Origin of the sequence: Halomonas fontilapidosi (assembly GCF_014192285.1) — a bacterium.
GTDB classification, from domain to species: Bacteria; Pseudomonadota; Gammaproteobacteria; order Pseudomonadales; family Halomonadaceae; genus Halomonas; species Halomonas fontilapidosi.
This window is the reverse complement of record NZ_JACHXQ010000005.1, coordinates 92845-118615: the sequence shown is the minus strand read 5'-3', so window position 1 is coordinate 118615 and position 25771 is coordinate 92845. Positions and strand designations below refer to the sequence as shown.

Annotated in this window: 21 protein-coding genes; 9 read left to right on the top strand and 12 right to left on the bottom strand. The window is 65.4% G+C overall.

Features of this window, described 5'->3' with window-relative positions; translation table 11 throughout:
- The first annotated feature begins 82 nt into the window (after positions 1–82).
- The 3 genes from FHR95_RS09080 (at position 83) to mtgA (ending at position 2882) form a co-directional block, all read left to right on the top strand.
- Positions 83–1192 (top strand): S-(hydroxymethyl)glutathione dehydrogenase/class III alcohol dehydrogenase, encoded by a 1110-nt coding sequence (locus FHR95_RS09080; protein WP_040185588.1) that lies wholly within the window; start codon positions 83–85, stop codon positions 1190–1192.
- Between the two features lie 19 nt (positions 1193–1211).
- Positions 1212–2066 carry an S-formylglutathione hydrolase gene (gene fghA / locus FHR95_RS09075; protein ID WP_183314174.1) on the top strand — a complete coding sequence of 285 codons (855 nt, stop codon included), beginning with the start codon at positions 1212–1214 and terminating at the stop codon, positions 2064–2066.
- 114 nt (positions 2067–2180) lie between these two features.
- Positions 2181–2882, top strand: coding sequence for a monofunctional biosynthetic peptidoglycan transglycosylase (gene mtgA, locus FHR95_RS09070; protein WP_183314173.1), 702 nt, complete (start codon positions 2181–2183; stop codon positions 2880–2882).
- Here mtgA and FHR95_RS09065 read toward each other — a convergent pair.
- Positions 2864–3787 carry a DMT family transporter gene (locus FHR95_RS09065; RefSeq protein WP_183314172.1) on the bottom strand — a complete coding sequence of 308 codons (924 nt, stop codon included), beginning with the start codon at positions 3785–3787 and terminating at the stop codon, positions 2864–2866. The genes mtgA and FHR95_RS09065 overlap by 19 nt on opposite strands.
- 421 nt (positions 3788–4208) lie before the next feature.
- On the opposite strand from FHR95_RS09065, the gene dctP reads away from it, so the two are divergent.
- The 5 genes from dctP to FHR95_RS09040 all read left to right on the top strand — a co-directional run bounded on the left by dctP (position 4209) and on the right by FHR95_RS09040 (position 11032).
- Entirely contained in the window at positions 4209–5378 is a 1170-nt protein-coding gene (gene dctP, locus FHR95_RS09060) for a TRAP transporter substrate-binding protein DctP (protein ID WP_183314171.1), read from the top strand.
- Between the two features lie 146 nt (positions 5379–5524).
- Positions 5525–7723 (top strand): TRAP transporter large permease subunit, encoded by a 2199-nt coding sequence (locus tag FHR95_RS09055; protein ID WP_183314170.1) that lies wholly within the window; start codon positions 5525–5527, stop codon positions 7721–7723.
- Between the two features lie 147 nt (positions 7724–7870).
- Positions 7871–8251: a DUF4168 domain-containing protein gene (locus FHR95_RS09050; RefSeq protein ID WP_040185593.1), complete on the top strand. Its 381-nt coding sequence runs from the start codon at positions 7871–7873 to the stop codon at positions 8249–8251.
- A gap of 143 nt (positions 8252–8394) precedes the next feature.
- The gene (locus FHR95_RS09045) at positions 8395–10299 is read left to right on the top strand and encodes a DUF294 nucleotidyltransferase-like domain-containing protein (RefSeq protein ID WP_183314169.1); all 1905 of its coding nucleotides are present in this window, start codon (positions 8395–8397) and stop codon (positions 10297–10299) included.
- Positions 10300–10306: 7 nt separating this feature from the next.
- Positions 10307–11032 carry a 3'-5' exonuclease gene (locus FHR95_RS09040; RefSeq protein ID WP_183314168.1) on the top strand — a complete coding sequence of 242 codons (726 nt, stop codon included), beginning with the start codon at positions 10307–10309 and terminating at the stop codon, positions 11030–11032.
- A gap of 115 nt (positions 11033–11147) precedes the next feature.
- On the opposite strand, the gene FHR95_RS09035 is transcribed toward FHR95_RS09040, so the two are convergent.
- The 11 genes from FHR95_RS09035 to FHR95_RS08985 form a co-directional block, all read right to left on the bottom strand.
- Positions 11148–12821 carry a BCCT family transporter gene (locus tag FHR95_RS09035; RefSeq protein ID WP_040185597.1) on the bottom strand — a complete coding sequence of 558 codons (1674 nt, stop codon included), beginning with the start codon at positions 12819–12821 and terminating at the stop codon, positions 11148–11150.
- Positions 12822–12866: 45 nt separating this feature from the next.
- Positions 12867–13295, bottom strand: a complete 429-nt coding sequence (locus FHR95_RS09030) for a universal stress protein (RefSeq protein ID WP_040185598.1) — start codon at positions 13293–13295, stop codon at positions 12867–12869.
- A 265-nt stretch (positions 13296–13560) separates the two neighbouring features.
- Complete coding sequence (locus tag FHR95_RS09025) at positions 13561–14436, bottom strand: glycine betaine ABC transporter substrate-binding protein (protein ID WP_183314167.1); 876 nt, start codon at positions 14434–14436, stop codon at positions 13561–13563.
- A gap of 73 nt (positions 14437–14509) precedes the next feature.
- Complete coding sequence (locus tag FHR95_RS09020) at positions 14510–15343, bottom strand: ABC transporter permease subunit (protein ID WP_040185615.1); 834 nt, start codon at positions 15341–15343, stop codon at positions 14510–14512.
- Positions 15344–15348: 5 nt separating this feature from the next.
- The gene (locus FHR95_RS09015) at positions 15349–16626 is read right to left on the bottom strand and encodes a betaine/proline/choline family ABC transporter ATP-binding protein (protein WP_183314166.1); all 1278 of its coding nucleotides are present in this window, start codon (positions 16624–16626) and stop codon (positions 15349–15351) included.
- A gap of 338 nt (positions 16627–16964) precedes the next feature.
- Positions 16965–18104 carry a PQQ-dependent sugar dehydrogenase gene (locus FHR95_RS09010; RefSeq protein ID WP_183314165.1) on the bottom strand — a complete coding sequence of 380 codons (1140 nt, stop codon included), beginning with the start codon at positions 18102–18104 and terminating at the stop codon, positions 16965–16967.
- A 154-nt stretch (positions 18105–18258) separates the two neighbouring features.
- On the bottom strand, positions 18259–19134 hold the full coding sequence (locus FHR95_RS09005) for an AEC family transporter (RefSeq protein WP_040185603.1): 876 nt from the start codon (positions 19132–19134) through the stop codon (positions 18259–18261).
- A 229-nt stretch (positions 19135–19363) separates the two neighbouring features.
- Positions 19364–19936 carry a PRC-barrel domain-containing protein gene (locus FHR95_RS09000; protein ID WP_183314164.1) on the bottom strand — a complete coding sequence of 191 codons (573 nt, stop codon included), beginning with the start codon at positions 19934–19936 and terminating at the stop codon, positions 19364–19366.
- Between the two features lie 114 nt (positions 19937–20050).
- Complete coding sequence (gene fhuB / locus FHR95_RS08995) at positions 20051–22027, bottom strand: Fe(3+)-hydroxamate ABC transporter permease FhuB (protein ID WP_183314163.1); 1977 nt, start codon at positions 22025–22027, stop codon at positions 20051–20053.
- Entirely contained in the window at positions 22017–22937 is a 921-nt protein-coding gene (locus tag FHR95_RS08990) for an ABC transporter substrate-binding protein (RefSeq protein WP_183314162.1), read from the bottom strand. Before FHR95_RS08990 ends, fhuB begins: the two co-directional genes overlap by 11 nt.
- Positions 22938–22997: 60 nt before the next feature.
- Complete coding sequence (locus tag FHR95_RS08985; protein ID WP_040185624.1) at positions 22998–23768, bottom strand: ATP-binding cassette domain-containing protein; 771 nt, start codon at positions 23766–23768, stop codon at positions 22998–23000.
- Positions 23769–23914: 146 nt separating this feature from the next.
- Between FHR95_RS08985 and FHR95_RS08980 the strand changes: the two genes are divergently transcribed.
- Complete coding sequence (locus FHR95_RS08980; protein ID WP_183314161.1) at positions 23915–25717, top strand: ABC transporter ATP-binding protein; 1803 nt, start codon at positions 23915–23917, stop codon at positions 25715–25717.
- The last annotated feature ends 54 nt before the right edge of the window (positions 25718–25771 follow it).

Sequence of the window (25771 nt, the reverse complement as noted above, 5' to 3'; positions counted from 1 at the left end):
CATGTGTTTGATGCAGTTTATCTCAGGGTGCGGAATTGCCTAGACTGTACTCAGAATCAACACATCCACCGAGGAAGATGCCATGAAGTCACGCGCCGCCGTCGCCCTGGAAGCGGGCAAGCCCCTGGAACTGGCCGAAATCGACGTCGAGGGCCCCAAGGCCGGCGAGGTGCTGGTGAAAATCGCCGCCACCAGTGTCTGCCACACCGACGCCTATACCCTCTCCGGGGCCGACCCGGAAGGCAACTTCCCCGCCGTGCTGGGCCACGAGGGTGCTGGCGTGGTGCAGGAAGTGGGCGAGGGTGTCACCAGCGTGCGCCCTGGTGACCACGTCATCCCGCTGTATACCGCCGAGTGTGGCCAGTGCAAGTTCTGCCTCTCGGGCAAGACCAACCTGTGCAGCGCGGTGCGTGCTACCCAGGGCAAGGGCGTAATGCCAGACGGTACCAGCCGCTTTTCGCTGGACGGCAAGATGCTGCACCACTATATGGGCTGCTCCACCTTCAGCGAATACACCGTGCTGCCCGAGGTCTCGCTGGCGGTGGTCTCCAAGGCGGCGCCCATGGACAAGATCTGCCTGCTGGGCTGCGGCGTGACCACCGGTATCGGCGCGGTGATGAACACGGCCAAGGTGGAGCCAGGTGCGACCGTCGCCGTGTTCGGCCTGGGGGCCATCGGCCTGGCGGTGATCCAGGGCGCAGTGATGGCCAAGGCCTCGCGAATCATTGCCGTCGACGTCAATCCGGAAAAGTTCAAGCTGGCCGAGCAGTTTGGCGCAACCGATTTCGTCAATCCCAAGGACTACAGTGATCCCATCCAGCAGGTGATCGTTGATCTGACCGACGGCGGTGTCGACTACTCCTTCGAGTGCATCGGCAACGTCAACGTCATGCGCTCGGCGCTGGAGTGCTGCCACAAGGGCTGGGGCGAGTCGGTGATCATCGGCGTGGCCGGCGCCGGCGAGGAGATCAGCACGCGGCCATTCCAGCTGGTGACCGGCCGGGTCTGGAAAGGCTCCGCCTTCGGCGGGGTGAAGGGGCGTACCGAGCTGCCGGGTTACGTCGAGCGCTACATGGAAGGTGAGCTCAACATCGATGACTTTATCACCCATGACATGCCCTTCGAGAAGATCAACGAGGCCTTCGAACTGCTGCACAAGGGCGAAAGCATCCGCACTGTCCTTCACTACTGAGTCCTCAGGAGCCTGATCCATGACCATGACCGAACACCTCGAGCTGGTCTCGGCCAACAAGAGCTTCGGCGGCTGGCACAAGCGCTATCGCCATCGCTCTCGGGCGCTGGATTGCGAAATGACCTTCGCCATCTATCTGCCCCCCCAGGCCGAGGTCGGTCGCGTGCCGCTGCTGTGGTGGCTCTCCGGGCTGACCTGCACCGACGAGAACTTCATGCAGAAGGCCGGTGCCCACCGGGTCGCCGCCGAACTCGGCGTGGCCATTCTCTGTCCGGACACCAGCCCGCGAGGGACCGACCTGCCGGGCGAGGATGACAGCTATGACTTCGGCAGCGGGGCGGGCTTCTACGTCAATGCCACCCGAGAGCCCTGGAAGAAGCACTACCGCATGTATGACTACGTGGCCGAGGAGCTGCCCTCGGTGGTCCGCCAGCACTTCCCGGTTAACGGCCGCGAATCGATCAGCGGTCACTCCATGGGCGGACATGGGGCGCTGATCCTGGCGCTTCGCCGCCCTGGCCACTACCGCTCAGTGTCGGCCTTCGCCCCGGTCGTCAACCCCAGTGAGTGCCCCTGGGGACAGAAGGCCTTCTCCGCCTATCTGGGGGAGGACCGTGGGCTCTGGACCCAGTACGATGCCTGCGAGCTGGTGGCCCGCGGGGCCTCCAGCCAGCCACTGTTCATCGACCAGGGCGACGCTGACGACTTCCTCGAGGAGCAGCTCTGCCCCGACCGCCTCGAGACTGTCTGCGCCGAGCATGATCACCCGCTGACCCTGCGGCGGCATCCCGGCTATGACCACAGCTACTTCTTTATCGCCACCTTCATCGAGGAGCATCTGCGCTACCATGCCGAGCGGCTGAACAAGCGCTAAAGCGGCGCAGACGCGTCCGGGTGACACGCTGCCTCCCTTCGGGGAGGCAGCGTCGTTATACTGGCAACCATTCACGCAGCGGCGAGGAGTGCCAATGGCCGAGCGAGACGCGCAATGAGGACCTGGCGCCAGCGGGTCTGGCGGGTCATGTGGCGGACCCTGCTGGGCTTCGTGGTGGGCTCCCTGGTACTGGTACTGCTGCTGCGCGTGGTGCCGGTATTCGGCTCCATGGTGATGATGGAGCGCAAGGTCCAGTCCTGGTTTGCCGGGGAGTCACTCGACATCCGCCACCAGTGGCAGCCCTGGGAGCATCTCTCCGATCATGCCAAGCTGGCGGTGATCGCCGCCGAGGACCAGCGCTTCCCGACCCATCACGGCTTCGATCTGGCCGAGATGCGCCGCGCCTGGGAGGCCAGTCGCAACGGCGGGCGCCTGCGCGGGGCCAGCACCATCAGCCAGCAGACCGCCAAGAACCTCTTCCTGTGGACCGGGCGCAGCTGGGTGCGCAAGGGGCTGGAGGCCTGGTTCACCCTGCTGCTCGAAGCGCTCTGGCCCAAGCAGCGCATCCTCGAGGTTTACCTCAACATCGTCGAGTGGGACAGCGGGGTGTTTGGCCTCGAGGCGGCCTCAGGTCACTATTTCGGCGTCGCCGCGAGTCAGCTCAACGAGGCCCAGTCCAGCCGACTGGCGGCGGTCCTTCCCGACCCCCGCGGTCGCGATGCAGCGCGTCCGGGGCCGCTGGTCGAACGACGCAGCGCCTGGATTCGCCAGCAAATGCGTAACCTTGGCGGCACACGCTATCTCGAGCGGCTCTGAGGACCGCCGGTCCCGCTTCTTACCACCAGCACCACGCCGGCGATGGCAATGGCCATGCCCACCAGCGAGAGCGGCGGCAGGCGCTCGTCGAACAGCCACCACGCCTCCAGCGCCGTCACCGGCGGGACCAGGTAGAAGAGACTGGCCACCCGCGAGGCCTCGCCGCGCTTGATCAGTGCCATCAGCAGCAGGATGGCGGAGATGGAGAGCACCAGCACCAGCCAGGCCAGGGTCAGCAGGAAGGTGGGTGCCCAGTCGATCTGTCGCGTCTCGAACAGCAGGGCGCCCAGTCCCAGCAGCGTTCCAGCCCCCAGGTACTGTACGACGGTGCCGGAGAGCAGCGGCATGCCGGTGCAGAACCGCTTCTGGTAGAGAGTGCCCAGCGAGATGCCGACCAGTGCCACCATGACGCTGCCCAGCGCCCCGAGGCCGAACCCCTGGAACAGCATTTCCCCCGGATCAAGCTTGCCGCCCAGTACCATGGCGATGCCGAGCAGTCCCATCACCAGCCCCAGCCACTGGAGGCGTCCCAGCGTTTCGCCCAGCAGCGGGCCGGCGAGCCCGGCGGTCAACAGCGGCTGCAGCCCCACCAGCAGGGCAGCCAGGCCCGCCGGCATACCCTGATAAATGCCATAGAAGACGCCACCCAGGTAAGCCCCGTGGACCAGCAGGCCGGATACCGCGATATGCCCCCACAGACGCGGTCCCTGTGGCCAGCCGCCGCGCATCAGCACGACCAGCGGGACCAGCAGCGCCAGGGTCAGCACGAAGCGCACGAACAGGAAGGTAAAGGGTTCGGCATGGGGCAGGCCGAACTTGGCGCCAATGAAGCCGGTACTCCATAGCGCCACGAAGAGAATGGGCATGGCGGCAAGCCAAGCCTGACGGCGACGTTCCGATGTCATGACAAACACGTTCCAGGGTTCAGTGATGTGGGCATCATCGCGGCCTGAGGCGCGGGATGCCACTCTTGAGGCTCGTGCTTTGGTCGTAGGTATCGTCTCCCCGGGAAATTGGTAAGACCAAGATTTTCCCATTATAGTCAGTCGGTTGTCGCCAAAAACTTCGTGGTCTGACCAATGTTGACGCTCGACCTGCGTTGAAAGTCGCTATTGGCCGGGGGCGAGCTTTTCGCTAACTTTCATCTTGGAAGTCGTTTCCAGATTACGAAAACTTCCCGAGTCCGCAGGGAAAGCGGTACCAGTCGCCTGAAGTCACTCCAGAGGTCTCGGGTGAGCGTGTCCGGCCATGGATGACAACAACAAGATCCCGTTGATGCCCGCTCGCCTAAGTCGTGCGGGTGCTTCCCAACCAGGAGTCCATGCCATGCAAGACGACAAGCAGCCGTCAAGCATTTCTTCCGTCGACAATGAAACCACCAAGGTCCGCGAGGCGTTCAAGACCCCGAGTCGGCGTAACTTCTTGAAGGCCGCGGCCGTCGGTTCAGCGGCGGCCGTGGCGGCCCCCTGGGTCGGCAACGTTCAAGCGCAGGAGGGCATTCGCATCCGCATGCAATCCTCCTGGCAGCCGGGTACCACCGGTTACAAGATTTTCGAGGAGTGGGCGGCCAGCGTCGCTGAGCTGACGGGCGGCGAGGTGAGCATCGAGCCCTTCCCCGCCGGCGCCGTGGCCGGCGCCTTCGAGGTCGCCGATGCGGTGCGTAACGGCGTGATCGACGGTCAGAACTGGTTCACCGTCTACTGGCCCGGCAAGATGCCGGCCGGTGTCTTCCTCACCGCCTATCCGATGGGCCTCTCCGTCCCCCATCAGTGGGACATGATGTTCGGTGCTTACGGCGGCATGGGGATCGCCAAGGACCTCTACCGCAAGCAGGGTCAGGAGCTGCTGGGCTACGTTCACCACGACCTCAACCTGATCCACTCCAAGGTGCCGCTGCGCAGCTTCGACGACTTCAAGGGCGTTAAGCTGCGGGTGCCGGGCGGGATCGTCGCCGAGACCTTCGCCTCCATCGGCGCGCAGACGACCCTGCTGCCGGGCTCCGAGGTTTATCCGGCGCTGGAGAAGGGCACCATCGACGCCGCTGACTACGTGGGGGCGGCGGTCAACTATGAGCTGGGCTTCTGGCAGGTGGCCGACTACATCATCATGGGGCCGCCCTCCACGCCCTGCCTGCACCAGGCCGTCGACCTCATGGATATCTCCGTGAACCGTCGCACCTACGAGCGCATGTCGCCGCAGACCCAGGACCTCATGCACGACCTGGTGGCCGCCTATTCCCGTGAGCACTACGCGGCGATCCAGAAGGCCAACGCCGAGGCCTGGCCGAAGTATCGCGAGAAGGGCGTGGAGATCATCCACCTCAGCGAGGAGGACGGCGACCGCTTCCGCCAGGCAGCCATTCCGCTGTGGTTCAAGTGGGCCAACAAGGATCCGGATGCCGCGCGGCTCTTCAAGGCGCACCTCGATACCATGTTGGATCCGGCAGTGGCGCTGGTCACCGAAGAGGACATTCAGGGTTACGAACTCAACGTCTGACCCTGCTGCATGACCAGACCGGGTGTTGTGGGCCGAGGGCCGCAACACCCGGTTTGGGTAGGAAAAACCACTACTGATCCCGCATCCCGTCGACTCTAGGATCCGTCGCCATCGCCGGGAGGTGATGGTGTCGCGGAGGAGTGTCCATGAATCTTGATATCGAATTCGTTCTTCCGCACTGGCTCTACTGGTCGGTGCTGCTGATATTGCCGCTGGTGGTGATGTTCCTCGTCGATCGCAGCTTCCGGCGTGGCGGCACCATCAGCGGCGGCGACACCGCCGAGGTACCGGCCGGACAGGAAGTCGAGGTGGCGTATCAGCCGCCCGGTAATCTGTTTACCGCGATCGTCGACCGCCTGTCGGGGTTTTCCGGCCGTTATGTGGCCTACTGGGCGCTGATCGCCCCCTTCATCTTCACGTATGAAGTGCTGGTTCGCTACGCCTTCAACTCGCCGACCAACTGGGCCCATGAATCGATGACCCTGATGTTCGGCATGCAGTACCTGATAGCCGGCGCCTACGCATTGCGCGAGGGCGGTCACGTGCGTGTCGATATCCTCTATCAGCGCGCCAAGCCGCTTAACAGGGCGGCGCTGGATGTCGTCACCTCGATCTTCTTCTTCATCTTCACCATCGCGCTGCTATTTACCGGCTGGAAGTTCTTCTCTCAGTCGGTCAGCGATGAGTTCTTCTTCGGTTCCAGCTACGCCAACGAGACCTCCTTCACCGAATGGTCGATTCAGTTCTATCCGGTGAAGTTCATGCTCTTCTTCGGCGCGCTGTTGCTGCTGCTGCAGGGGGTAGGGCAGCTGTTGCGCGATGTCCAGTCCTATCGCTATCACTGGCGCTTTCATGCCGGCAGTCGTACCTTCGCCCGCGTGCTGCTGATCGTGGCCGGACTGCTGGCGGCCTGGGTGGTCTTCGAGATGGTCAACATTGCCGTCACGGACTACGAGAGCCTGGCGGGCAGCCTCGAGAACAGCCTTGGATCCGTGGGCATCGGGGCCCTGACGGTGGTGATGTTCGGCTCACTGATGGTGGTATTGGTAGCGGGCCTGCCGCTGGCCTTCGTCACCGGTGGTCTGGGGGTGGCCTTTCTTTATCTGGTCGGCGATCAGAACATGCTCAACCTGATGCCGTCGCGCATCTTCCCGATGATGACCAACTATCAGCTCTCGGCCATCCCGCTGTTCATCTTCATGGCCTCGGTGCTGGAGAAGGCGGGGATCATCGAGGAGCTGTTCGATGTCGTCTACAAGTGGATGGGCGGGCTAAAGGCCGGTCTGGCGATCGCCACCATCATTGCCTCGACCCTGCTGGCTGCCATGGTCGGCGTGATCGGCGCCGCGGTGGTGACCATGGGTTTGATCGCACTGCCGGCGATGCTCAAGCGCCACTACGACCCGGAAATCGCCATCGGCTCGATCATGGCCGGCGGAACCCTGGGGATCCTGATTCCGCCCTCGATCCTGGCGATCATCTACGGCGTGATCGCCCAGCAGTCGGTGGGTGAGCTCTATCTCGGTTCACTGATCCCCGGTCTGCTGCTGGCCTTCATGTACGGCTTCTACTGCTGGATGCGAGGCACCCTGAACATCAAGCTGGCGCCGCCAATGCCGGTCGAGGATCGGGTCGACATGACGGAGAAGCTGCGCATTCTGCGCAAGATGCTGGCGCCGATCATCCTGGTGATTCTGGTGCTAGGCATTATCTTCACCGGTATCGCCACCCCGGTGGAAGCCGCCGGTATCGGCACCTTTGGTGCCCTGGTGGTGGCCGCCATGCACAAGCGTCTGACCTGGCCCAACCTGCACGCCGCCTGCATGAGCACGTTGGTGGCCTCGGCGATGGTGATGTGGATCATCTTCGGTGCCAGTATCTTCGTCGGCTTCTATATCCTGCAGGGCGGCCAGACCTTTGTGCAGGAGCTGATTTCCGGCGCGGGTCTCGGCCCCTACGCGGTGCTGCTGCTGATGATGGTGCTGCTGGTGGCCCTGGGGATGTTCCTCGACTGGGTCGGTATCCTGCTGCTGGCGGTGCCGATCTTCGTGCCGCTGATCGAGGGGCTCACCTTCAACGGCCTGTTCGGCTTACCTGGGGTCGATGCCACCGATGTGTCGCTGTGGTTCGGCGTCATCTACCTGGTCAACATGCAGATGTCCTTCCTCAGCCCGCCGTTCGGCTATGCGCTCTTCTATATCAAGGGGGTGTGTCCGCCGCATATCACCATGGGACAGATCTTCCGTTCCTCCTTCCCCTTCTTGGGCATTCAGGCGTTGGGGCTGCTGTTGGTGATCCTCTTCCCGGCGCTGGTGACTTGGCTGCCCAACCTCGCCTATGGTTGACGCCAGGCGCGATAACCGTTGAGGTATCGAAGGTGCTCCCCGCGGGGAGCACCTTGTTTTACAACCCGTTACAACACTTCGTGAACTCACCGTGATGCCGCGCGTCTCAGTGGGGCACATTTTTAACGCGACATTCTGGAGGTATTCATGCAACGGATGACTGCACTGTTCTCGGCCGCACTTCTCTCTCTCGGCCTGGCCGCCACTGCCCAGGCTCAGCAGGACTCTGCGGCCAACGCAGAACAGCCGCAGGCAACGGCATCGGCCCAGGACTTCTCCGATCAGCAGTTGCAGCAGTTCGCCGACGCTTCTCAGGAGATCGCCGTGATCTCCCAGGAGTATACCCAGCAGCTGCAAGCGGCAGAGGACGAGCAGGCCCAGCAGGCCGTCCGCAAGGAAGCCAACGACGAGATGGTCAAGGCCGTGCAGAACAGCGGTCTCGAGGTGGATACCTTCAACGCCATTGGCCAAGCCATTCAGCAGGACCCCGAGCTGATGCAGCGCGTGCAGGAGATGGCCCAGTCGTAAGCACGGGCACATCTCGGCCGACCCGTTCGGCAGACGACAAGGGCCACCCACAGGGTGGCCCTTGTCGTATGTAGTGGCCCCTTTACAGTCCGACGCCGGCATTACAGACTATGGTCAGACTTGACATGGCGGGGGCGTGACGCATGGACGTGGAATTGCTAGAGATCCGCCAGCACATGGGGCGCTTTCCGCCTTTCGATGCGCTCTCCGACGAGCTGCTTGACGAGGTGGCCGGCAGCGTCGAGGTCGCCTACTTCAAGGCAGGCAGCGACATCCTGGTGCTCGACCAGGACGTTCACGAATTCTGCTATATCCGCAGCGGCGCCGTGGAGGTCTATCGCCGCGGTGGTGAACTCTATAATCGTCTCGGCGAGGGCGATATCTTCGGTCACTTCAGCCTGCTGCGCCATCATCGCGTTCGCTTCCCGGCGCGGGCCATGGAAGACACCCTGATCTACTTCGTTCCCGAGAGCGCCTTCCGGCGTCTGTGCGAAGCTGATGACCACTTCGCCGACTTCGTCGAGCTCGAGCGTCCGCGCCTGGAGTCGGCCGTCAAGGATCAGAAGAAGAACAACGACATGATGATCACCCGGGTGCGCAAGCTGCTGACTCGCTACCCGGTGATGGTCGAGGCCAGTACCACGGTGCAGGAAGCCGCCCGGCAGATCACGGAGTTTGGTGCCTCGGCGGTGCTGGTGCTCGATGCTCCCGGCGACAACCCACGCTACACCTTTCGCGACAGCGAGGATCGCTACTGGCAGGTGCGGGGCATCCTCACCGACAGCGATTTTCGCAAGCATGTCGTGGCCGAGGGGCGCCCCGCCGATACGCCGGTCGGCGAGGTAATTGGCTCGCGCCTGATCGCCATTCAGTCCGATGAGTCGGTGCACGAGGCGATGTTGTGCATGCTGCGCAGCAATATCCACCACCTGCCGGTGATGTATCGTCGCCACCCGGTAGGCATTGTGCATCTCTCCGACATCATCCGCTATGAGACCGGCAGCAGCCTCTACCTGGTGAGCAACATCTTTCACCAGTCGAGCCCCGAGGGCCTGGCACGGCTGGTGCCCGATGCCCGAGACGCCTTCGTACGCATGGTCGAGGAGGGTTCCGACTCGCGGATGGTCGGCAGTGCCCTCTCCACCATCGGACGCAGTTTCACCCGCCGGCTGCTGGAGTTGGCAGAAGAAGAGCTGGGCCCGCCACCGGTAGACTACTGCTTCATGGCCCTGGGCTCCATGGCGCGCAACGAGCAGTCGATCGTCACCGACCAGGACAATGCCCTGGTGCTTGCCGACGACTTCGACCCAAAGCGCCATGACGCCTACTTTCTGGCCTTGGCCCAGCGGGTCAGCGATGGCCTGGATGCCTGCGGCTATCCCTACTGCAAGGGCGACATCATGGCGACCAATGCTCGCTGGCGTCAGCCCCTGTCGGTGTGGAAACAGTACTTCCGGGATTGGATTAATGAACCTTCTCCGGAGCGCCTCCTGCACAGTTCGATCTTCTTCGACCTCGACGCCGTGTATGGCGAGAATGCCTTCGTCGAGCAGCTGCAGGACCTGGTGGCCACGCGCGCGCCCAAGACGCCGCTGTTCCTGGCGGCCATGGCCCGAAACGCCCTCAATCGCACCCCGCCGCTGGGCTTCTTCCGCACCTTCGTGATGGAGAAGGACGGCAGGCACAACAACTCCATCAACCTCAAGCGCCGCGGCACCGCGCCGATGACCGATCTGATCCGGGTGCATGCCCTGGCCTGTGGCTCACGGGCCCAGAACAGCTTCGCTCGACTCGATGATATCGACCGCACCCAGCTGCTGGCCCCAGGCGTCAGCCAGAAGCTGCGCTATGCGCTCGAGTTCCTCTCGATGTCACGCATCCGCCACCACGTGATCGACATCGAGCAAGAGCGGACACCCGACAACAACATCGAGCCCGAGAACGTTTCCGATAGCGAGCGCCACAACCTCAAGGATGCCTTTCAGGTGTTGAGCAACGCCCAGAAGTTCCTCAAGTTCCGTTACCCCATGCCCTCGCGGTCACGCTGACGTGGCCATGGTGCGTCTGCGTCCGCGAATTGCCGCGCCGTCACCGGGCTGGCCGGACTACCTGGCCAGCCGGGCCGAGGCGGCTCGCGACCCGCGTCTGGCGCGTTTCTTCTCCGCCGGGCTGCCTGACCCCGAGACCCCCATCGGCGAGGCGCCGATGGTGGCGCTGGACATGGAGACCACCGGCCTGGACGAGCGACGTCACGCCATCGTCAGCATCGGCGTGGTGCCCTTCACGCTGGGGCGTGTCGCCGTGTCAAAGCGACGCTACTGGGTCGTGCGGCCTCCGCGTCCGCTGAGCGAGAAGTCGGTGACCTTTCATCACATCACCCATGCCGACATCGCCCAGGCCCCGGATCTGGCAGAAATCCTCGACGAGCTGCTCGATGCCCTCGCGGGGCGGCTGGTGGTGGTCCACTTCCGGCACATCGAGCGCCCTTTCCTGGACGCGGCGGTCAAGGCACGACTGGGGGAGGGCGTGTTGTTTCCGGTCATCGATACCATGTCGCTGGAGGCGCGCATCCATCGGCAGTCTCTGATGGCCCGCTTCAAGCGCTGGATTGGCCGTCCGCCGGCTTCCATCCGCCTTTACGACAGCCGCGCGCGCTATGGCTTGCCCGTCTATGCCGGCCACCACGCGTTGATCGATGCGCTGGCCACCGCCGAGCTACTGCAGGCTCAGGTCGCCAGCCACTACAGCCCGGCAACCCCGATAAGCGCACTCTGGAGCTGATCGGCGGCAAGGCCTTCGCATGATCGCGTTTATCTCTTCCGCGAACGCAGCGAGGCGGCCCTGGGGGCCGCCTCGCTGGGTCTTTTTGGCCGTGTTATGGCCGCTTGATGATCGATTACTTGGCTTTCGGCTCGCTCATCAGTCCCTTGACGATGGCGTAGCAGCCTACCAACAGCACCAGCGTAAAGGGCAGACCGGTCGTCAGGGCCGCCGTCTGCAGGGCGGCGAGACCGCCACCGAGCAACAGCGCGATGGCCAGTGCCCCCTCGATCAGTGCCCAGAAGATACGCTGTGGCTTGGGCGCATCGACCTTGCCGCCGGCAGTGATGGAGTCGATCACCAGTGAACCGGAGTCCGACGAGGTGATGAAGAACACGATGACCAGCACAATACCGATAAAGGAGGTGATGGCCGTCAGCGGCAGATACTCCAGCATGGTGAACAGCTGCAGTTCCAGGGCGGCATCCTGTACCTCGGTGATGCCCTGGTTGATCACCTGATCGATGGCGGTCGAGCCAAAGGCGGTCATCCACACCACCGAGGCCAGGGTCGGGACCACCAGCACGGAGATCAAGAACTCACGTACGGTGCGTCCGCGGCTGACCCGGGCGATGAACATGCCGACGAAGGGCGACCAGGCGATCCACCATGCCCAGTAGAAGGCCGTCCAGCCCTGACTGAAGTTGGCGTCCTCGCGTCCGAATGGCATGGAGAATGCTGGCAAGTGGGTCACGTAGTTGATCAGATTATCGACCACGCCGGTCGCAATCAGCAGTGTCGGACCGACAAGGATCACGAACAGCAGCAGCAGCAGGGCGAGTACCATGTTGAGCTGGGAGAGGCGCTGTACGCCCTTGTCGACACCGAGCATGATCGAGCCCAGTGCCACCAGCGTGATGCCCAGGATCAGAACCACCAGGGTGGTATCGGTGTTGGGGATGCCGAACAGGTAGTTGAGGCCACCGGCCGCCTGGGTGGCGCCAATGCCCAGTGAGGTCGTCAGGCCGAACAGCGTGGCAAACACCGCCAGGATATCGATCACGTGCCCCGGCCAGCCCCAGACGCGCTCACCCAGGATCGGGTAGAAGATCGAGCGCATGGTCAGCGGCAGGCCCTTGTTGAAGGCGAAGATCGCCAACGACAGGCCGACGATGGCGTAGGCACCCCAAGGGTGGAAGCCCCAATGGAAGATGGTGGCGGCCATGCTCAGGTCAATGGCGCCGGCCTGGTCACCCGCGGCCGCTCCCAGCGGGGCCCAGTCGGTGCGCACGCCGTCCTCGCCCACGCTGATACCGCCCATGGCAGTGCCGAAGTGGCCCAGCGGCTCGGAAACGCCGTAGAACATCAGCCCGATGCCCATGCCGGCGGCAAACAGCATCGAAAACCAGCCGAGATAGCCGAAGTCCGGCTTGGCGTCGGCCCCGCCGATTCGCACCTTACCCATCGGCGTGAAAATCAGCACCAGCGCAAGAATCACGAAGACGTTGGCGCCGAGCAGGAAGAACCAGCCCATCTTGGTGGTCAGAAAGCTGAACGCGCTGTTGAAGAGCGGCTCCATCTGATCCTGCAACGCCAGGGTCAGGATCACGAACAGCAGAATCACGATCGCGGAGAACATGAAGACCTTGCCGTGAAGGTCCACATTCACGCCCAGCGGTGAGGCGGTGATGTTGTCCTGTCCGATGACATAGTCGGTATCGATAAGGTTCACCGCCCCCTCCGGAGCGGGTATGCCCTCGGAGCCGGTATTCGGCTCCTTGGGCTTTTCGTCTTGGGGATCTTGAGCCACGAGACGTCTCCCTTGTGGTTATTGACGTATTTGCGTTTATCCGGCCTAGTTGCCCGCGCCGGGACGTACCAGGAACACCGAGGCCTTGGTGTGCGTCGCCACCTTGCCACCGTGGGACGGTATGATCGCATCCACATGCTTGGGGGGGTGGGTCGGCATGACCACCAGATCTGCGCCCAGCTCATCGATGGCCTCGATCAGGTCGTCATCGAGATCGGCGATCGGGTCGGGGCTGACAATGGTATGGGTGCTGACTGGCTGGCCGTGGATCTTGCTACGCTCCTCGGCAAAGGCCTCGAGCTTCTGTGTGTACTCCTGGGGCGTGCGCGCCACGCTGCCAGGCGTATTGGCGGTCACCCCCACGTAGCAGACCTCGGCATCATAGTAGCGAGCCAGGTCGGCTACGGCCTGTAGCGACGGCTCGATCAAGTCGAGATGTGCCAGGTCGACCGGCACCATGATCTTGTGGAACATGCCTGTATCTCCTTGTTACCCATTGAGGCCCTGCGAGTGTCTTAGTTTGCCCGTTTCCTGAAAGCTTTCCAGGCAGCGATTCAACGACAGCAGAGACCGGCTTGCGTCATCATGTTACTGATCGTGTATGAGAATGACAGCCGACCTGTCGTTTTGCGAGGCCTGGGCGTCGCATGGGGTTCTCATGAAGAGGGCCGCCTTACGGCAGCCCCCTTGGATGTGGTGAGACAGTTGGCCTCACGCTGATTGGAAGGTTTGGCCCGCCTCAAGACTCGGGCAGCCACTCCTGAACCAGGTCCTGGTTCTCCTCGACCCACTGCTTGGCATTCTCGTAGGGGTCGGCATCGTCCGCCTGGTTCATCAGCATGACCTCGCCCATCTGCTCCGGGGTCCACTCGAAGGCATCCAGGATGGCATAGGCCTCCGGCATGTCTTCCTCGAGCCCCTGGCGGGCGATGGTGTGGATCTGCTCGGCACCGCCGTAGACGTTCTCGGGGTCGTCGAGGTACTTGAGGTCCCAACGGGCGAACATCCAGTGCGGCGTCCAGCCGGTGACCACGATCTGTTCCTCATTCTGGATGGCGCTTTCCAGGGCCGCGGTCATGGTGGCGCCGCTGCCGCTCTGGACTTCCATTTCCTCGAGCTCGTAGGTCTCGACGACCTCCTCGGTGAGGCCCATGATGCCGGCGCCCGGATCGATACCGGTGATCTTGCCGTTGAAGGCGTCAGCGTGCTCGTCGAGCTCGGCGATGGAGTCGACGTCGCTGTAGGCCGGTACCACCAGGCCAAGCCTGGTGCCGTCCAGGTTGACGCCCAGGTTGACGACCTCGTCGCCCACGCGTTCCATGTAGTCGGCGTGGGTGGTGGGCAGCCAGGCGGCGACGATGGCGTCGGCGTCGCCGGTGGCCACGGACTGCCACATGGCGGCGGCGGAGAGGGAGGTAAGGTCCACCTCGTAGCCGGCCTGCTCCAGCACGGCGCGCACCACGTTGGTGGAGGCGACCTCGGAGGCCCACTCGACGTAGGCCAGGTGCACGCTGCCCTTGTCCTGAGCCTGGGCGGCCCCGGCAGTGAGCGCGGCACCGGTGGCCAGTGCCAGGCCGGTGAGTTGGATGCGACGGTTCAGCGGATGCTTCTTCATCGTGTTGCCTTCTCTTGATATTCAACTTTACTCTGAAGGCGACCTTGGTCTGATGCAAGGGCCGCCTTGCAGATCAGGTCTTGCGGCCCTTGCGCAGCGACTGGGTCACGCGGTCGAGCAGCATGGCGAGAATCACCACGGCGATGCCGGCCTCGAAGCCGTCGCCCGGGCGCAGCCGCTGGATGGCGCGCCACACCTCGCTGCCCAGGCCATCGGCGCCGATCATGGCGGCAATCACCACCATGGAGAGCGCCAGCATGATGGTCTGGTTGATGCCGGCCATCACCGTGGGTAGCGACATCGGCAACTGCACCTTGATCAGCTTCTGACTGCGCGTGGCGCCGTAGGCATCGGCGGCCTCGATCAGATCGGTTGGCACCTGGCGGATACCCAGGGTGGTGAAGCGGATGGCCGGCGGCATGGAAAAGATCACCGTGGCGAAGATCGCCGAGACCGAGCCGATGCCGAAGAAGGGAATCGCCGGGATCAGGTAGACGAAGGCGGGCATGGTCTGCATGAAGTCCAGTACCGGCATGATCGTCTTGTAGAGCCGCTCGGAGAGTGCCGCGGCGATGCCCACCGGGATGGCGATCACGACTGCCACCAGAGTGGCGATCACCACCAGGGTCAGCGTCTCGATCATCGGTTCCCAGAGTCCCAGGTTCCAGATCAGCGCCAGGCCGAGGGCAGCGCCGATGCCCAGGCGAAGATTGGCCACCCACCAGCACAACCCGACGATGATCGCCAGCAGGCCCCATTCGGGCAGCCACATCAGGGCGTCATTGAGGCCGTCTATGCCGGTCTGAGTGACTCGGGAGATGCCGCGGGTGACGATGGAGTATTCGCTGGTCAGCCAGTCGAGGCCGCCCTCGATCCACCCGCCCAGCGGGATGCTCGGAATTTCGATAGCCATCATGCGTCTCCTGCCGCTGCGATGTTCTCGTTGGCGGTGTCGGTGCCCGCTTCGCTCTCGTCTGCGCCCACTTCGGCGGGCTCCGCGGCCCGGGCCAGCTCGTCGAGGACGGCGCCCTTGACCACCACGCCGAGCAGCTTGCGGCTGTCATCCACCACGGCGATCGGGAAACTCTTCTCGCTGAACATGGCGAAGAGGTTGTGCAACGGCTCGTCGGGACCGACCGCGCGGAAGTCCTGGGTCAGATAATCGCGAATGGTATCCTTGCCTTCCTTAGCGGCCTGTTCTACCGCGTCCACCTCGGCAAGACCCAGCAGCTTGCGGTCGCGGGTCGTGACGTAGATGGAGTCGATGCCATTTTCGTTCATCTTGCGCAAGGTGGTGCGCGGGCCATCCTCCTCGCGGGCGGTGGCGCGCACCGGGCGCATGGCATGCTGCGCGGTGAGGATGCGCGACATGTCCACGCCCTCGATGAAGCGCGCCACATAGTCGTCTGCGGGATGGGTGAGGATCTCTTCCGGCGTACCGATCTGCACGATCGCGCCATCCTTGAGCAGAATGATGCGATCGCCGATGTTGATCGCCTCGTCCAGGTCGTGGGTGATGAACACCGTGGTCTTCTGCATGCGGTGCTGCAGTTCCAGCAGTTCCTGCTGCATGTCGCCGCGGATCAGCGGATCCAGCGCCGAGAAGGCTTCGTCCATCAGCAGCACCGTGGAGTCGTTGGCCAGTGCCCTGGCCAGGCCCACCCGCTGCTGCATGCCACCCGAGAGCTGGTTGGGGTAGGCATCTTCCCAGCCGTTGAGCCCGACGTGTTCAAGGGCCTTGCGTGCCACCTTGCTTCGCTCTTCCTTGTCCACGCCGCGAATTTCCAGACCGAACTCGGCATTCTGCTGCACCGTGCGGTGGGGGAAGAGCGCGAAGTTCTGGAACACCATGGAGAAGTGGCGACGGCGGCACTCCAGCAGCGCCTTGTCGCTCAGCTCGGGGATGTTCTCGCCGTCGATCACGATCTCACCCTCGGTGGGTTCGATCAGGCGGTTGAGGCAACGGATCAGGGTCGACTTGCCGGAGCCGGAAAGCCCCATGATGACCAGTAGTTCGCCCTCATAGACATCGAAGTTGATGTCCGACAGGCCCAGCGTCTGGCCGGTCTTGTCAAAAATTTCGGGGCGCTTCATCCCCTCTTTGTGCATCTCGAGCGCTTTCTTCGGCTGGTTGCCGAAGACCTTGGTCAGGTTGCGCACCCGAATCTTGACGTTTCGGTTCTCGTTCATTGGCTCTGCCTTGTTTAGGCGCCGCCCAGCGGGGGAGCGCCGAAGGGTCGAGTGTCGTGACGTAAGAAAGCGACGTCATTATGCCAGGCTGCTGCGTTGACAGCGGCACTCGGCATCGGTGGAGTGAAGCCTAGCCTAGTGGTTTTTAAATGATCGTTCAAATTAAAAACCAGGCTGTTGGCGACACGCAGGATGACGCAGGGTAGCTGCCGTGTCGAATTCACTCCGTCTCTCGGCGCACGACAATGTCCCTTCCGGTCTTCGAAAGACGAGCCTAACGCTCTGATTGGCCATATTTTTCAACACCCACGCGAGTGGGTGGGCGGCCCTCGGCATGGCTAGTCGGCGGGCACCAGGCGGTAGAGACCGCCATCGGCGTGGTCGCTCAGCAGATAGACGGCACCGTCGCTGCCCAGGTGCACATCGCGGATGCGACCGATCTCGCCCTCGAGGATTATCTCGCGCTCGGCCACTCTGTCGCCGTCCAGAGCGAGGCGCACCAGCGTTTCGCTGGCCAGTCCGCCGGCCAGCAGATCGCCCTGCCAGGCGGGGAAGGCCTCGCCACTCACCTGGGCCAGGCCCGAGGGAGCGAAGCGCCCGGCGAAGACATGCACCGGGTCACGCATGCCGGGGGCGCTGTCGAGGCCGATAGGCAGATTGGTGGCATAGTCGTTGCCGCGGCTGACCACCGGCCAGCCATAGTTGACGCCGGCCTCGAGGCGGTTGAGCTCGTCGCCGGTGCGTGGGCCGTGCTCGGTCGACCAGGCCGTGCCGTCGGCAGCGACGGTCAGGCCCTGGGGGTTGCGGTTGCCGTAGGTGAAGAGTTCGGGGAGGGCATCCGCGCCATCGACAAAGGGGTTGTCGTCCGGCACCTCGCCCTCTGCGGTCAGGCGCAGCACGCTACCCGCGTGGTCGCCGCGGTCCTGGGCGCGCTCGGGGCTGCCGCGCTCACCGATGGTCATCAGCAGGGTGCCGTCATCGCGCCAGGCCAGCCGCGAGCCATAGTGGCGGCCCGGCCGCGAGAAGCGGTTCTGGACGAACAGCGTCTCCAGGTCCACCAGGGCGTCGCCGTCGAGTCGCCCACGCGAGAGCGTGGTGGCGCTGCCGCCGTTTCCGGCCTGGCTCCAGCTGAAATAGACCCAGTCGCTGCCCGTTGCGTAGTCGGGATGCAGCACGACATCGAGCAGACCGCCCTGGCCGCGGGTCGAGACCTCGGGCATGCCGGACAGACGGCTGACCTTGCCCTGGGCATCGATGCGCACCAGGCGGCCCGGGCGCTCGGTGACCAGCCACTGGCCATCGGGCAGCTCGGCGGCCGACCAAGGGTGCTCCAGGCCGCCTGCCATGCTCTCCAGGCGCAGGTCATGGTGGTCGGTGGCGATATGTTCCTCGACCACCTCGGCGGCCACGGTCTGGCCGGCGAGCAGGACACCGCCCAGCAGCAGGGCAGTCGAGAGGGCGTGACGCGGCGTTGGCATGGCGCTTCTCCCCGATGGTGATGCCCGCACAGGGGCTCGTCACAAGGATCTTACACAAGGAGCTTACACAAAGAGCTTACACAAAGACCTTACACTAGCGCCTTACGCAAGGCTCATACACAAGGACGCTGTGTGGGCGAGGGGGTTCCCGAGCCTACATCAGGATCGCCAGCAGGATCGGCAGGTAGACCAGCGACAGCAGGGTGGAGCAGAACACCAGGCTGGCCACGTACTGCGGCTCGCGACCGGCCCGCTGGGCGAAGAGGTAGTTGAACACCGCCACCGGCATGCTCATCTGCAGCACCAGGATGGCCAGTGCCATGGGCGGCAGGGCCAGCAGGGTGCCGATCCCCCAGGCGATTCCGGCGGCCACCGGGATGCGCAACAGGCTGAAGCCGATTCCCGACGTCAGGCTCTTTACCTGAATGCTGGCCAGCGAGACCCCCAGGGTGATCAGCATCAGTGGAACCGTGAAGCCCGAGATCAAATCGACGCTGTTGGCGAGCCACAGCGGCAGGTCGGTATCGCTGAGAAGCAGCCCCAACGCTATCAGGATGGCATAGACCACCGGCGTCTTCGCCAATGCTTTCAACGGGTTGCCGCGGCTCGACAGGATAGTGCCCAGGGTGAACTGGAACAGCGAGACGGTGACCATCACCGTGATGCCGAACACGAAACCGGCGCTGCCGAAGGCGTAGAGCACCACCGGCAGGCCCATGTTGCCGGTGTTGGGGTACATGGTAGGGGCCAGCAGGACGCGCCAGTCCTTGCCCAGCAGTCGCGCCAGCGGGAAGGCAATGCCGGCCATGGCCGTGAGCACCAGGGCTGTGGCCAGCATGGTGCGCCCGAAGCTCGCGGCATCGATCTCGGCGCCGGAGAGCGAGGCGATCACCAGGGCCGGGGTGCCGATGTTGAACACCAGGCGGGTGACGAAGGCCACCGGAAAGTCGTGGCCCAGGCGCACCCAGAGAAAGCCGAGCCCCGCCCCGGTCAGCACGGGCGCCATCACGGCGAAGAGCTCGGCGAGCATGGGCGGCATCCTTGCGTGACAGTGAAAGCAGAGCGCGTATTGTCGTCAATGCGGGCCCGTCGGGGCAACTCCGGCATGAAACGGCCCCGGCACGCGCCGGGGCCAAGGATCGAAACGCCAGTTTTCTCAGATTAGAACGCGCGACGGGCGAAGCGCCAGAGCCGTCGACGCGCCGTAAAAAGCCCGGTCGATGACCGGGCTGTGAAGATGGTTGGCAGCGGGTTAGCCGTCACTCGGCGGAGCGGTCGGCGGCCTCCTGGGTCTGTTCGCCGACGTTCTCCAGGGCCTGGCCGATGCGGTCCAGGGCGCGTGATGCCCCTTCCTGAGTGGTTTCCCAGGCGCTGGCGGCGCCCTCCTTGGTGTCCTCCCAGGCCTGCTGGGCCCCTTGCCGGGCGTTCTGCCACCAGTCGTTGGTGTATTGCGGCTGCTCGGCGATCTGTTCCTCGCTCAGGTCGACATTCACCCGGTACTCAACGGCGTCCAGGTTATTACCATTGCGGGTCTCGACGCTGAACTTGCCGGCCTCGATCACGAACTGCTGCTCACCCTTGAGGTCGAGCAGGGTGCCGGTGTCGATGACCAGGGCACGAACCTGCATGTCGTTGTCGAGCAGGATATCCTCGACGTCGCCGATCTGTTCGCTGCTGGAGGTGGCGTAGACGTCGGCATCGAGCAGTTCGTTGGCCGAGTAGAGCCCCTGTGGCTGGGCCACGGCACTGCCGGCGACGGTCAGGCCACCGGCCAGCAGCGCTGCCAGGCTGGCCTGCTTGATGGCGTGATGGAGCGGTTTGCGTTGGGTCATGCGGTCACTCCTTGTGATCCGTGGGGGCCAGGTGATCGATGACGCCTGACGACGCCTCACCCCTTAGTGTAGTCAGCCACGCTCGAGTTCAAGCGGGGCCGCCACACGCCAGGTTTATCGGCGCCCGAGGCCCCACATGAAGTAGGCGCCACCCAGCAGAGAGGCGACCAGGCCGGCGGGAATCTCCGCGGGGAACAGCAGCTGGCGCCCTAGCCAGTCCGCCAGCACCATCAGCAGGGCGCCGATCAGCGCGGCCCCGAGCAGATGGGCACGAGCTCGGGAGAAGCCCGCCAGCCGCGCCATGTGAGGCGCCAGCAGGCCGACGAAGGAGAGCGGTCCGACCACCAAGGTGGCGCAGGCGGTCAGCAGGGCGACGAGCAGCAGCAGCGCCAGGCGGGCGCGCGCCACGCGTATCCCCAGCGCCGCGGCCATGCCGGCGCCCAGCGGCAGGATATCCAGCCAGCGGGCAAAGGGCCGTGTCGCCAGGGCCAGCACCACGGCGAGGCCCGTGACCACGGCCGCGCTGACGGGGTCGACATAGTAGGTAGAGCCCGAGAGCCAGGCGATGACCTGCTGCCCGCGCGGGTCGCCGCCGGCCAGCACGATGGCGCGCACGGCATCGAACAGCGCGGTGATCGCCACGCCGCTGAGCAGCAGCCGTTCGGGCACGAAGCCGCTCCTCCGGTTGAGCAGGACCAGCGCGGCCAGGCTGGCAAGCGCCCCCAGGGTTCCCGCGCCGACCAGGGTCAGGTTGCCGGGAGCGGGCAGCAGGAAGATGGCCGCCATCAGCGCAATGGCGCTGCCGCCGCTGATGCCCAACACCTCGGGGCTGGCCATGGGGTTGGCGGTGACGCGCTGGATCAGGGTGCCGGCGATGGCCAGCATCACGCCGCTGGCCGCCGCGGCCAGCAAGCGTGGCCAGCGCCATGCCAGTACCGTCTCGTCGAGCGTCGCGAACCAGCCGCCGGCCCCCTGGCCAACCAGCAGCGCGAGCAGGATAGCCGCGGCAAGCACCAGCGTCAGGCCTGAGGCCAGGCGCCCGGGGGCGGGATGGCGTGAAGCCAGGGCCGCAGCGGAGGCGGGCGGTCGGCTGGCCTCGAGGCGTAGCCGGGGAATCAGCCACAGCAGCAGCGGGGCCCCCAGGGCGGCGGTGGTGGCACCGGTCGGTATCAGGGTGGGCAGGGTGCCGGCAAAGCGCTGCAGCAGCAGGTCGGTGGTGGCCAGCAGCAGGGCGCCGAGCAGCGTCGACCAAAGAAGCCGCGCCCCCAGGCGGCGCGCCCCGGCCAGGCGCACGATATTGGGCGCCGCCAAGCCGATGAAGCCGATCACGCCGACCACGCTGACCACACAGCCGGTGAGAAAGACCGCCAGCCCCAACCCTGCCAGGCGCAGGTGCTTCAGCGAGACGCCAAGACTGCGCGCGCTTGCATCGTCGAGTTCTAGCACCGTCAGCGGCCGCAGCAGCAGCCAGGCCGCCAGGCCGCCGAGCAGCAGCCGCGGGGCGAGAAACACCACATCTTGCCAGCCGTTCTGGGCCAGCGAGCCCGCGCCCCAGATCAGCAGCCCCTTGAGGGTCTCCTGGTGGAAGAGCAGCAGCACCATGCCCAGCGCCCCGCAATAGAGGTTGACCACCAGGCCGGCGAGCACCACCACCGCCGGCGAGAGGCCGCGGCGCCAGGTCAGGGCAAACACTAGCGCCATGGCACCGGCGCCACCCGCCAGGGCCACCCATTCGCGCCCGGCCAGCAGCAGGCCGGGGGCGAGCAGGGTGGCGGCCATCAGCGCCAGGTTGGCGCCGCTGGCCACGCCCAGGGTGGTGGGAGCGGCCAGCGGGTTGCGCAGCACCTGCTGCATCAGCACCCCCGCCAGCGCCAGACCGCCGCCGGCCAGCAGCGACATGGCCAGGCGCGGCCACCAGCTGTAGTGGCGTACCAGCGACTCGGCGCTCCCCGGCGTTACCGTTGCCAGCGCGCGCAGGCCGTCAAGCAGACCATCCTGAAGGAGTGACCCCAGTATCAGCGCCAGCAGTGCCAGGCCCGGCAGCAGGCAGACCAGGGCAGGGGCGTGACGGCGGGCGGTCTCAGTCGTCATGCGGCGCGTCCTCCAGGGCGGCCACCAGGTGCTCGGCGAAGCGTTGCGCCGAGGGCAGGGCGCCGAAGCTCCACACGGGGGGGAGGGTGATCAGGGCGTCGTTGCGCACGCTGGGCAGCTGCTGCCAGAGGCCGCTGTCGGCCAGCGCCGCCTCGACGCCCACCGGGTAGGGTTCGACCACCACCAGCTGCGCCTCCAGGCCCACCAGCTGCTCGAGGCCCACCAGCGAGAAGCCCCAGGCGTTGGTCTCGCCGCGCCAGGCGTTGTCCAGCCCCAGGCGGTCCATCACGGCCTGATAGAGGCCGCCTTTGCCGAACACCCGCACATGGCGCTCGTCCATGAACTGCACTACCAGCAGCGGCGGCAGCTGGGCGGGCAGCCGGTGCCGCAGGGCCTCGAGCCGGGATTGCGTCGCGGCGATCAGTTGCTCGGCCGCCGCGTCACGCTCGACCAGCCGGCCGACCTCGCGGGTCAGTTCATGCAGCTGGGGCCAGGTCGCTTGGCCCGGCGTGTAGAGCGACAGGGTCGTCACCGGCGCGATGCGTGAAAGCCGCGGTGCCAGGTTGGCGAACATCGGTGAGATCAGGATGTGGTCGGGCGCGAGACTCGCCAGCAGCTCCAGGTTGGGCTGGCTGCGCAGGCCGAGATCGACGCTGGCCTCGGGCAGCCGCGGCGCGCCGACCCAGGCCTGGTAGGCATCGATCTGGGCAACGCCGGCCGGCGTCGCGCCCAGCGCCACCAGCGTCTCGGCCAGGGTCCAGTCGAGGGTGGCCACGGCCGGCTGGGCCAAAGCACGAGGCAGCGGCACCAGTGCCAGGATCAGCAACACAGCGGGGAGAAGGCCCCGCAGCCGCCGGCTGGGCAAGGGCGAGCAGCAGCGTGCGGCAGGGCGCAAGAGGGAAAGCGTCATGGGAGTGCGAGATTCTGGGTCGGGGGCTCGGTTTCGGGTAAGCGGGCCGTCACGCGGACATCATGCATGGACCAGGGCGACGGGATGATGGCCGGTAGGGTGGGCCATCACCTGCATCGGAATGCCGTAGATGGCTTCCAGCGTGGCCTCGTCCATCAGCTCGGCCGGGGCACCCCGGGTCAGCACCCGCCCGCCATGCAGGGCGACCAGGTGGTCGCAGTAGCGCGCCGCCATGTTGACGTCGTGGAGCACGATCACCACGCCCAGCCCCAGCGTCTGGCTGAGCTGGCGGATCAGCGCCAGCACCTCCACCTGGTGGGCGATGTCCAGCGCGGCCAGCGGCTCGTCGAGCAGCAGGAAGTCGCTGCCCTGGGCCAGCAGCATGGCCAGCCAGACGCGCTGGCGCTCGCCGCCGGAAAGCGTGTCGACCAGGCGGTCGGCGAAGGCTTCGGTGTGGGTCGCGGCAATGGCCCGCTCGATGGCCGCCTCGTCCTCGCGGGTATGGCGGCCCAGCAGGCCGCGCCAGGGGTAGCGGCCCATGCCGACCAGCTCGCGGCCGAGCAGGTTCTCCGTGGCGGGCAGCTGCTGGGGCAGGTAGGCCACTCGCCGGGCGAACTCGCGCTGGCCCCAGCCGGCCAGCGGGCGTCCGTCGAAGTGCAGCTCGCCCTGGCTGGCCGGCTGCTGGCGGGCCAGCAGCTTGAGCAGGGTCGACTTGCCCGAGCCGTTGTGGCCGATCAGGCCGTGCACTCGGCCACCCTCGAGGGTCAGCTCGGTGGCGGCGAGCAGCGGCCGGTCGGCGATGGTGAAACCGGCTCCGCGCAGTTCGAACATGCAGGACGCTCCTTCGTGAGCCCCGAGAGGGGCGTGCGATGGGCGCTACCTTACCCCGGGTGATAATGGTTATCAATGAGGTCTGTTTCGGGGCCGCCACCTTCCCGGTATGCTGTGGCGCCTCATTTCCAAGGACACCGTTTCCCATGTCTGACGCCACCACCTCCAGTTTCCGGGCCCTGGCGCGCCTGCTGCGCTATGCCCGCGGCTATCGCCGCCGGATCATCGCCGCCAGCGCCTGCTCGGTGATCAACAAGCTGTTCGATATCGCGCCGGAGATCCTCATCGGCGTGGCCATCGACGTGGTGGTCAACCAGGAGCAGAGCTTTGTGGCGGGGCTCGGCTTCGAGTCCGCCCGCGAGCAGATCCTGATCCTCGGCGCGCTGACCTTCTTCATCTGGGCCGGGGAGTCGCTGTTCGAGTATCTCTTCCAGGTACTGTGGCGCAACCTGGCCCAGCGGCTGCAGGCCGACCTGCGCCAGGACGCCTACGAGCATGCCCAGCGGCTCGACATGGGCTTCTTCGAGTCGCAGAGCTCCGGCCAGCTGGTGGCGACCATGAACGACGACGTCAACCAGCTCGAGCGTTTCCTGGACGGCGGCGCCAACGCCATGATCCAGGTCGGCGTTACCGTGGTGGCGGTGGGGGCGGTGTTCTTCGTGCTCTCGCCGCTGATCGCGCTGCTTGCCTTCACGCCGATCCCGCTGATCGTGTGGGGCGCCTTCTACTTCCAACGCAAGGCCGGGCCGCTCTACGCCGAGGTGCGCGAGCGGGTCGGCGACCTCTCGAGCCGGCTCTCCAATAACCTGGCCGGCATCGCCACCATCAAGAGCTTCACCGCCGAGGCCCGCGAGGCCGAGCGGCTGCGCCAGGCCAGCGAGGCCTACGTGGAGGCCAATCGCCAGGCCATCCGCATCAGCTCGGCATTCATCCCGGTGATCCGCATGGCGATCCTGGCCGGCTTCCTGGCCACCTTCACCGTGGGCGGCATGATGGCCCTGCAGGGCGAGCTCAACGTCGGTGCCTACGGGGTGCTGGTGTTCCTCACCCAGCGGCTGCTTTGGCCGCTGACCGGCCTGGCCCAGGTGATCGACCTCTTCGAGCGTGCCATGGCCAGCACGCGGCGCATCCTCGACCTGCTGGCCACGCCGATCCAGGTGCGCGACGACGGCGGGCGGGCGCTGGCCGAGCCGGTGCGCGGCGAGGTCCACTTCGAGGCGGTGACCTTCCGTTACGGCGATGCCGGGGCTGGGGTCCAGGGCATCGAGCTGGCCGTGCCGGCGGGACATACCCTGGCACTGGTCGGCGCCACCGGCTCGGGCAAGTCAACCCTGATCAAGCTGCTGCTTCGCTTCCACGATCCCGCGTCGGGCGAGATCCGCATCGATGGCCAGCCGATCCGCGAGCTTGAGCTGGCCTCGCTGCGCCGCGCCATCGGCTTGGTTAGCCAGGATGTCTACCTGTTCGAGGGCTCGGTGCGCGACAACATCGCCTACGGCAAGCCGGACGCCACCGAGGCCGAGATCATCGAGGTGTCGCGCACCGCCGAGGCCTGGGATTTCATCCAGGCGCTGCCCCAGGGGCTCGACACCGCGGTGGGCGAGCGCGGCGTGCGCCTCTCCGGCGGCCAGCGACAGCGTCTCTCGCTGGCCCGGGCGCTGCTCAAGGACCCGCCGATCCTGGTGCTGGACGAGGCCACCAGCGCCGTGGACAACGAGACCGAGGCGGCCATTCAGCGCTCGCTGAAACGCATCGCCCACCAGCGAACCGTGATCATGATCGCCCACCGGCTCTCGACCATTGTTCACGCCGACCAGATCGCCGTGGTCCACGCTGGCCAGGTGGTGGAGCGCGGCACCCATGCGGAGCTGCTCGCTCAGGACGGACGCTATGCCGCCCAATGGCGGGTGCAGACCGGCGATATCGAGCGGCTGGATGCCTCCCTTTGAGGTGCGCCTCCTTCATCATCGTCGCCTCAATTGAGAATTCTTCTTGTTTTTTGT

Coding starts and splice junctions, on each gene's coding strand:
- FHR95_RS09000 (WP_183314164.1), bottom strand. CDS start 19,936: ATGACCCAACGCAAACCGCTCCATCACGCCATCAAGCAGGCCAGCCTG.
- FHR95_RS09065 (WP_183314172.1), bottom strand. CDS start 3,787: ATGACATCGGAACGTCGCCGTCAGGCTTGGCTTGCCGCCATGCCCATT.
- fghA (WP_183314174.1), top strand. CDS start 1,212: ATGACCATGACCGAACACCTCGAGCTGGTCTCGGCCAACAAGAGCTTC.
- mtgA (WP_183314173.1), top strand. CDS start 2,181: ATGAGGACCTGGCGCCAGCGGGTCTGGCGGGTCATGTGGCGGACCCTG.
- FHR95_RS08980 (WP_183314161.1), top strand. CDS start 23,915: ATGTCTGACGCCACCACCTCCAGTTTCCGGGCCCTGGCGCGCCTGCTG.
- FHR95_RS09030 (WP_040185598.1), bottom strand. CDS start 13,295: ATGTTCCACAAGATCATGGTGCCGGTCGACCTGGCACATCTCGACTTG.
- FHR95_RS09055 (WP_183314170.1), top strand. CDS start 5,525: ATGAATCTTGATATCGAATTCGTTCTTCCGCACTGGCTCTACTGGTCG.
- dctP (WP_183314171.1), top strand. CDS start 4,209: ATGCAAGACGACAAGCAGCCGTCAAGCATTTCTTCCGTCGACAATGAA.
- fhuB (WP_183314163.1), bottom strand. CDS start 22,027: ATGACGACTGAGACCGCCCGCCGTCACGCCCCTGCCCTGGTCTGCCTG.
- FHR95_RS09080 (WP_040185588.1), top strand. CDS start 83: ATGAAGTCACGCGCCGCCGTCGCCCTGGAAGCGGGCAAGCCCCTGGAA.
- FHR95_RS09025 (WP_183314167.1), bottom strand. CDS start 14,436: ATGAAGAAGCATCCGCTGAACCGTCGCATCCAACTCACCGGCCTGGCA.
- FHR95_RS09010 (WP_183314165.1), bottom strand. CDS start 18,104: ATGCCAACGCCGCGTCACGCCCTCTCGACTGCCCTGCTGCTGGGCGGT.
- FHR95_RS09050 (WP_040185593.1), top strand. CDS start 7,871: ATGCAACGGATGACTGCACTGTTCTCGGCCGCACTTCTCTCTCTCGGC.
- FHR95_RS08990 (WP_183314162.1), bottom strand. CDS start 22,937: ATGACGCTTTCCCTCTTGCGCCCTGCCGCACGCTGCTGCTCGCCCTTG.
- FHR95_RS09040 (WP_183314168.1), top strand. CDS start 10,307: ATGGTGCGTCTGCGTCCGCGAATTGCCGCGCCGTCACCGGGCTGGCCG.
- FHR95_RS08985 (WP_040185624.1), bottom strand. CDS start 23,768: ATGTTCGAACTGCGCGGAGCCGGTTTCACCATCGCCGACCGGCCGCTG.
- FHR95_RS09005 (WP_040185603.1), bottom strand. CDS start 19,134: ATGCTCGCCGAGCTCTTCGCCGTGATGGCGCCCGTGCTGACCGGGGCG.
- FHR95_RS09045 (WP_183314169.1), top strand. CDS start 8,395: ATGGACGTGGAATTGCTAGAGATCCGCCAGCACATGGGGCGCTTTCCG.
- FHR95_RS09015 (WP_183314166.1), bottom strand. CDS start 16,626: ATGAACGAGAACCGAAACGTCAAGATTCGGGTGCGCAACCTGACCAAG.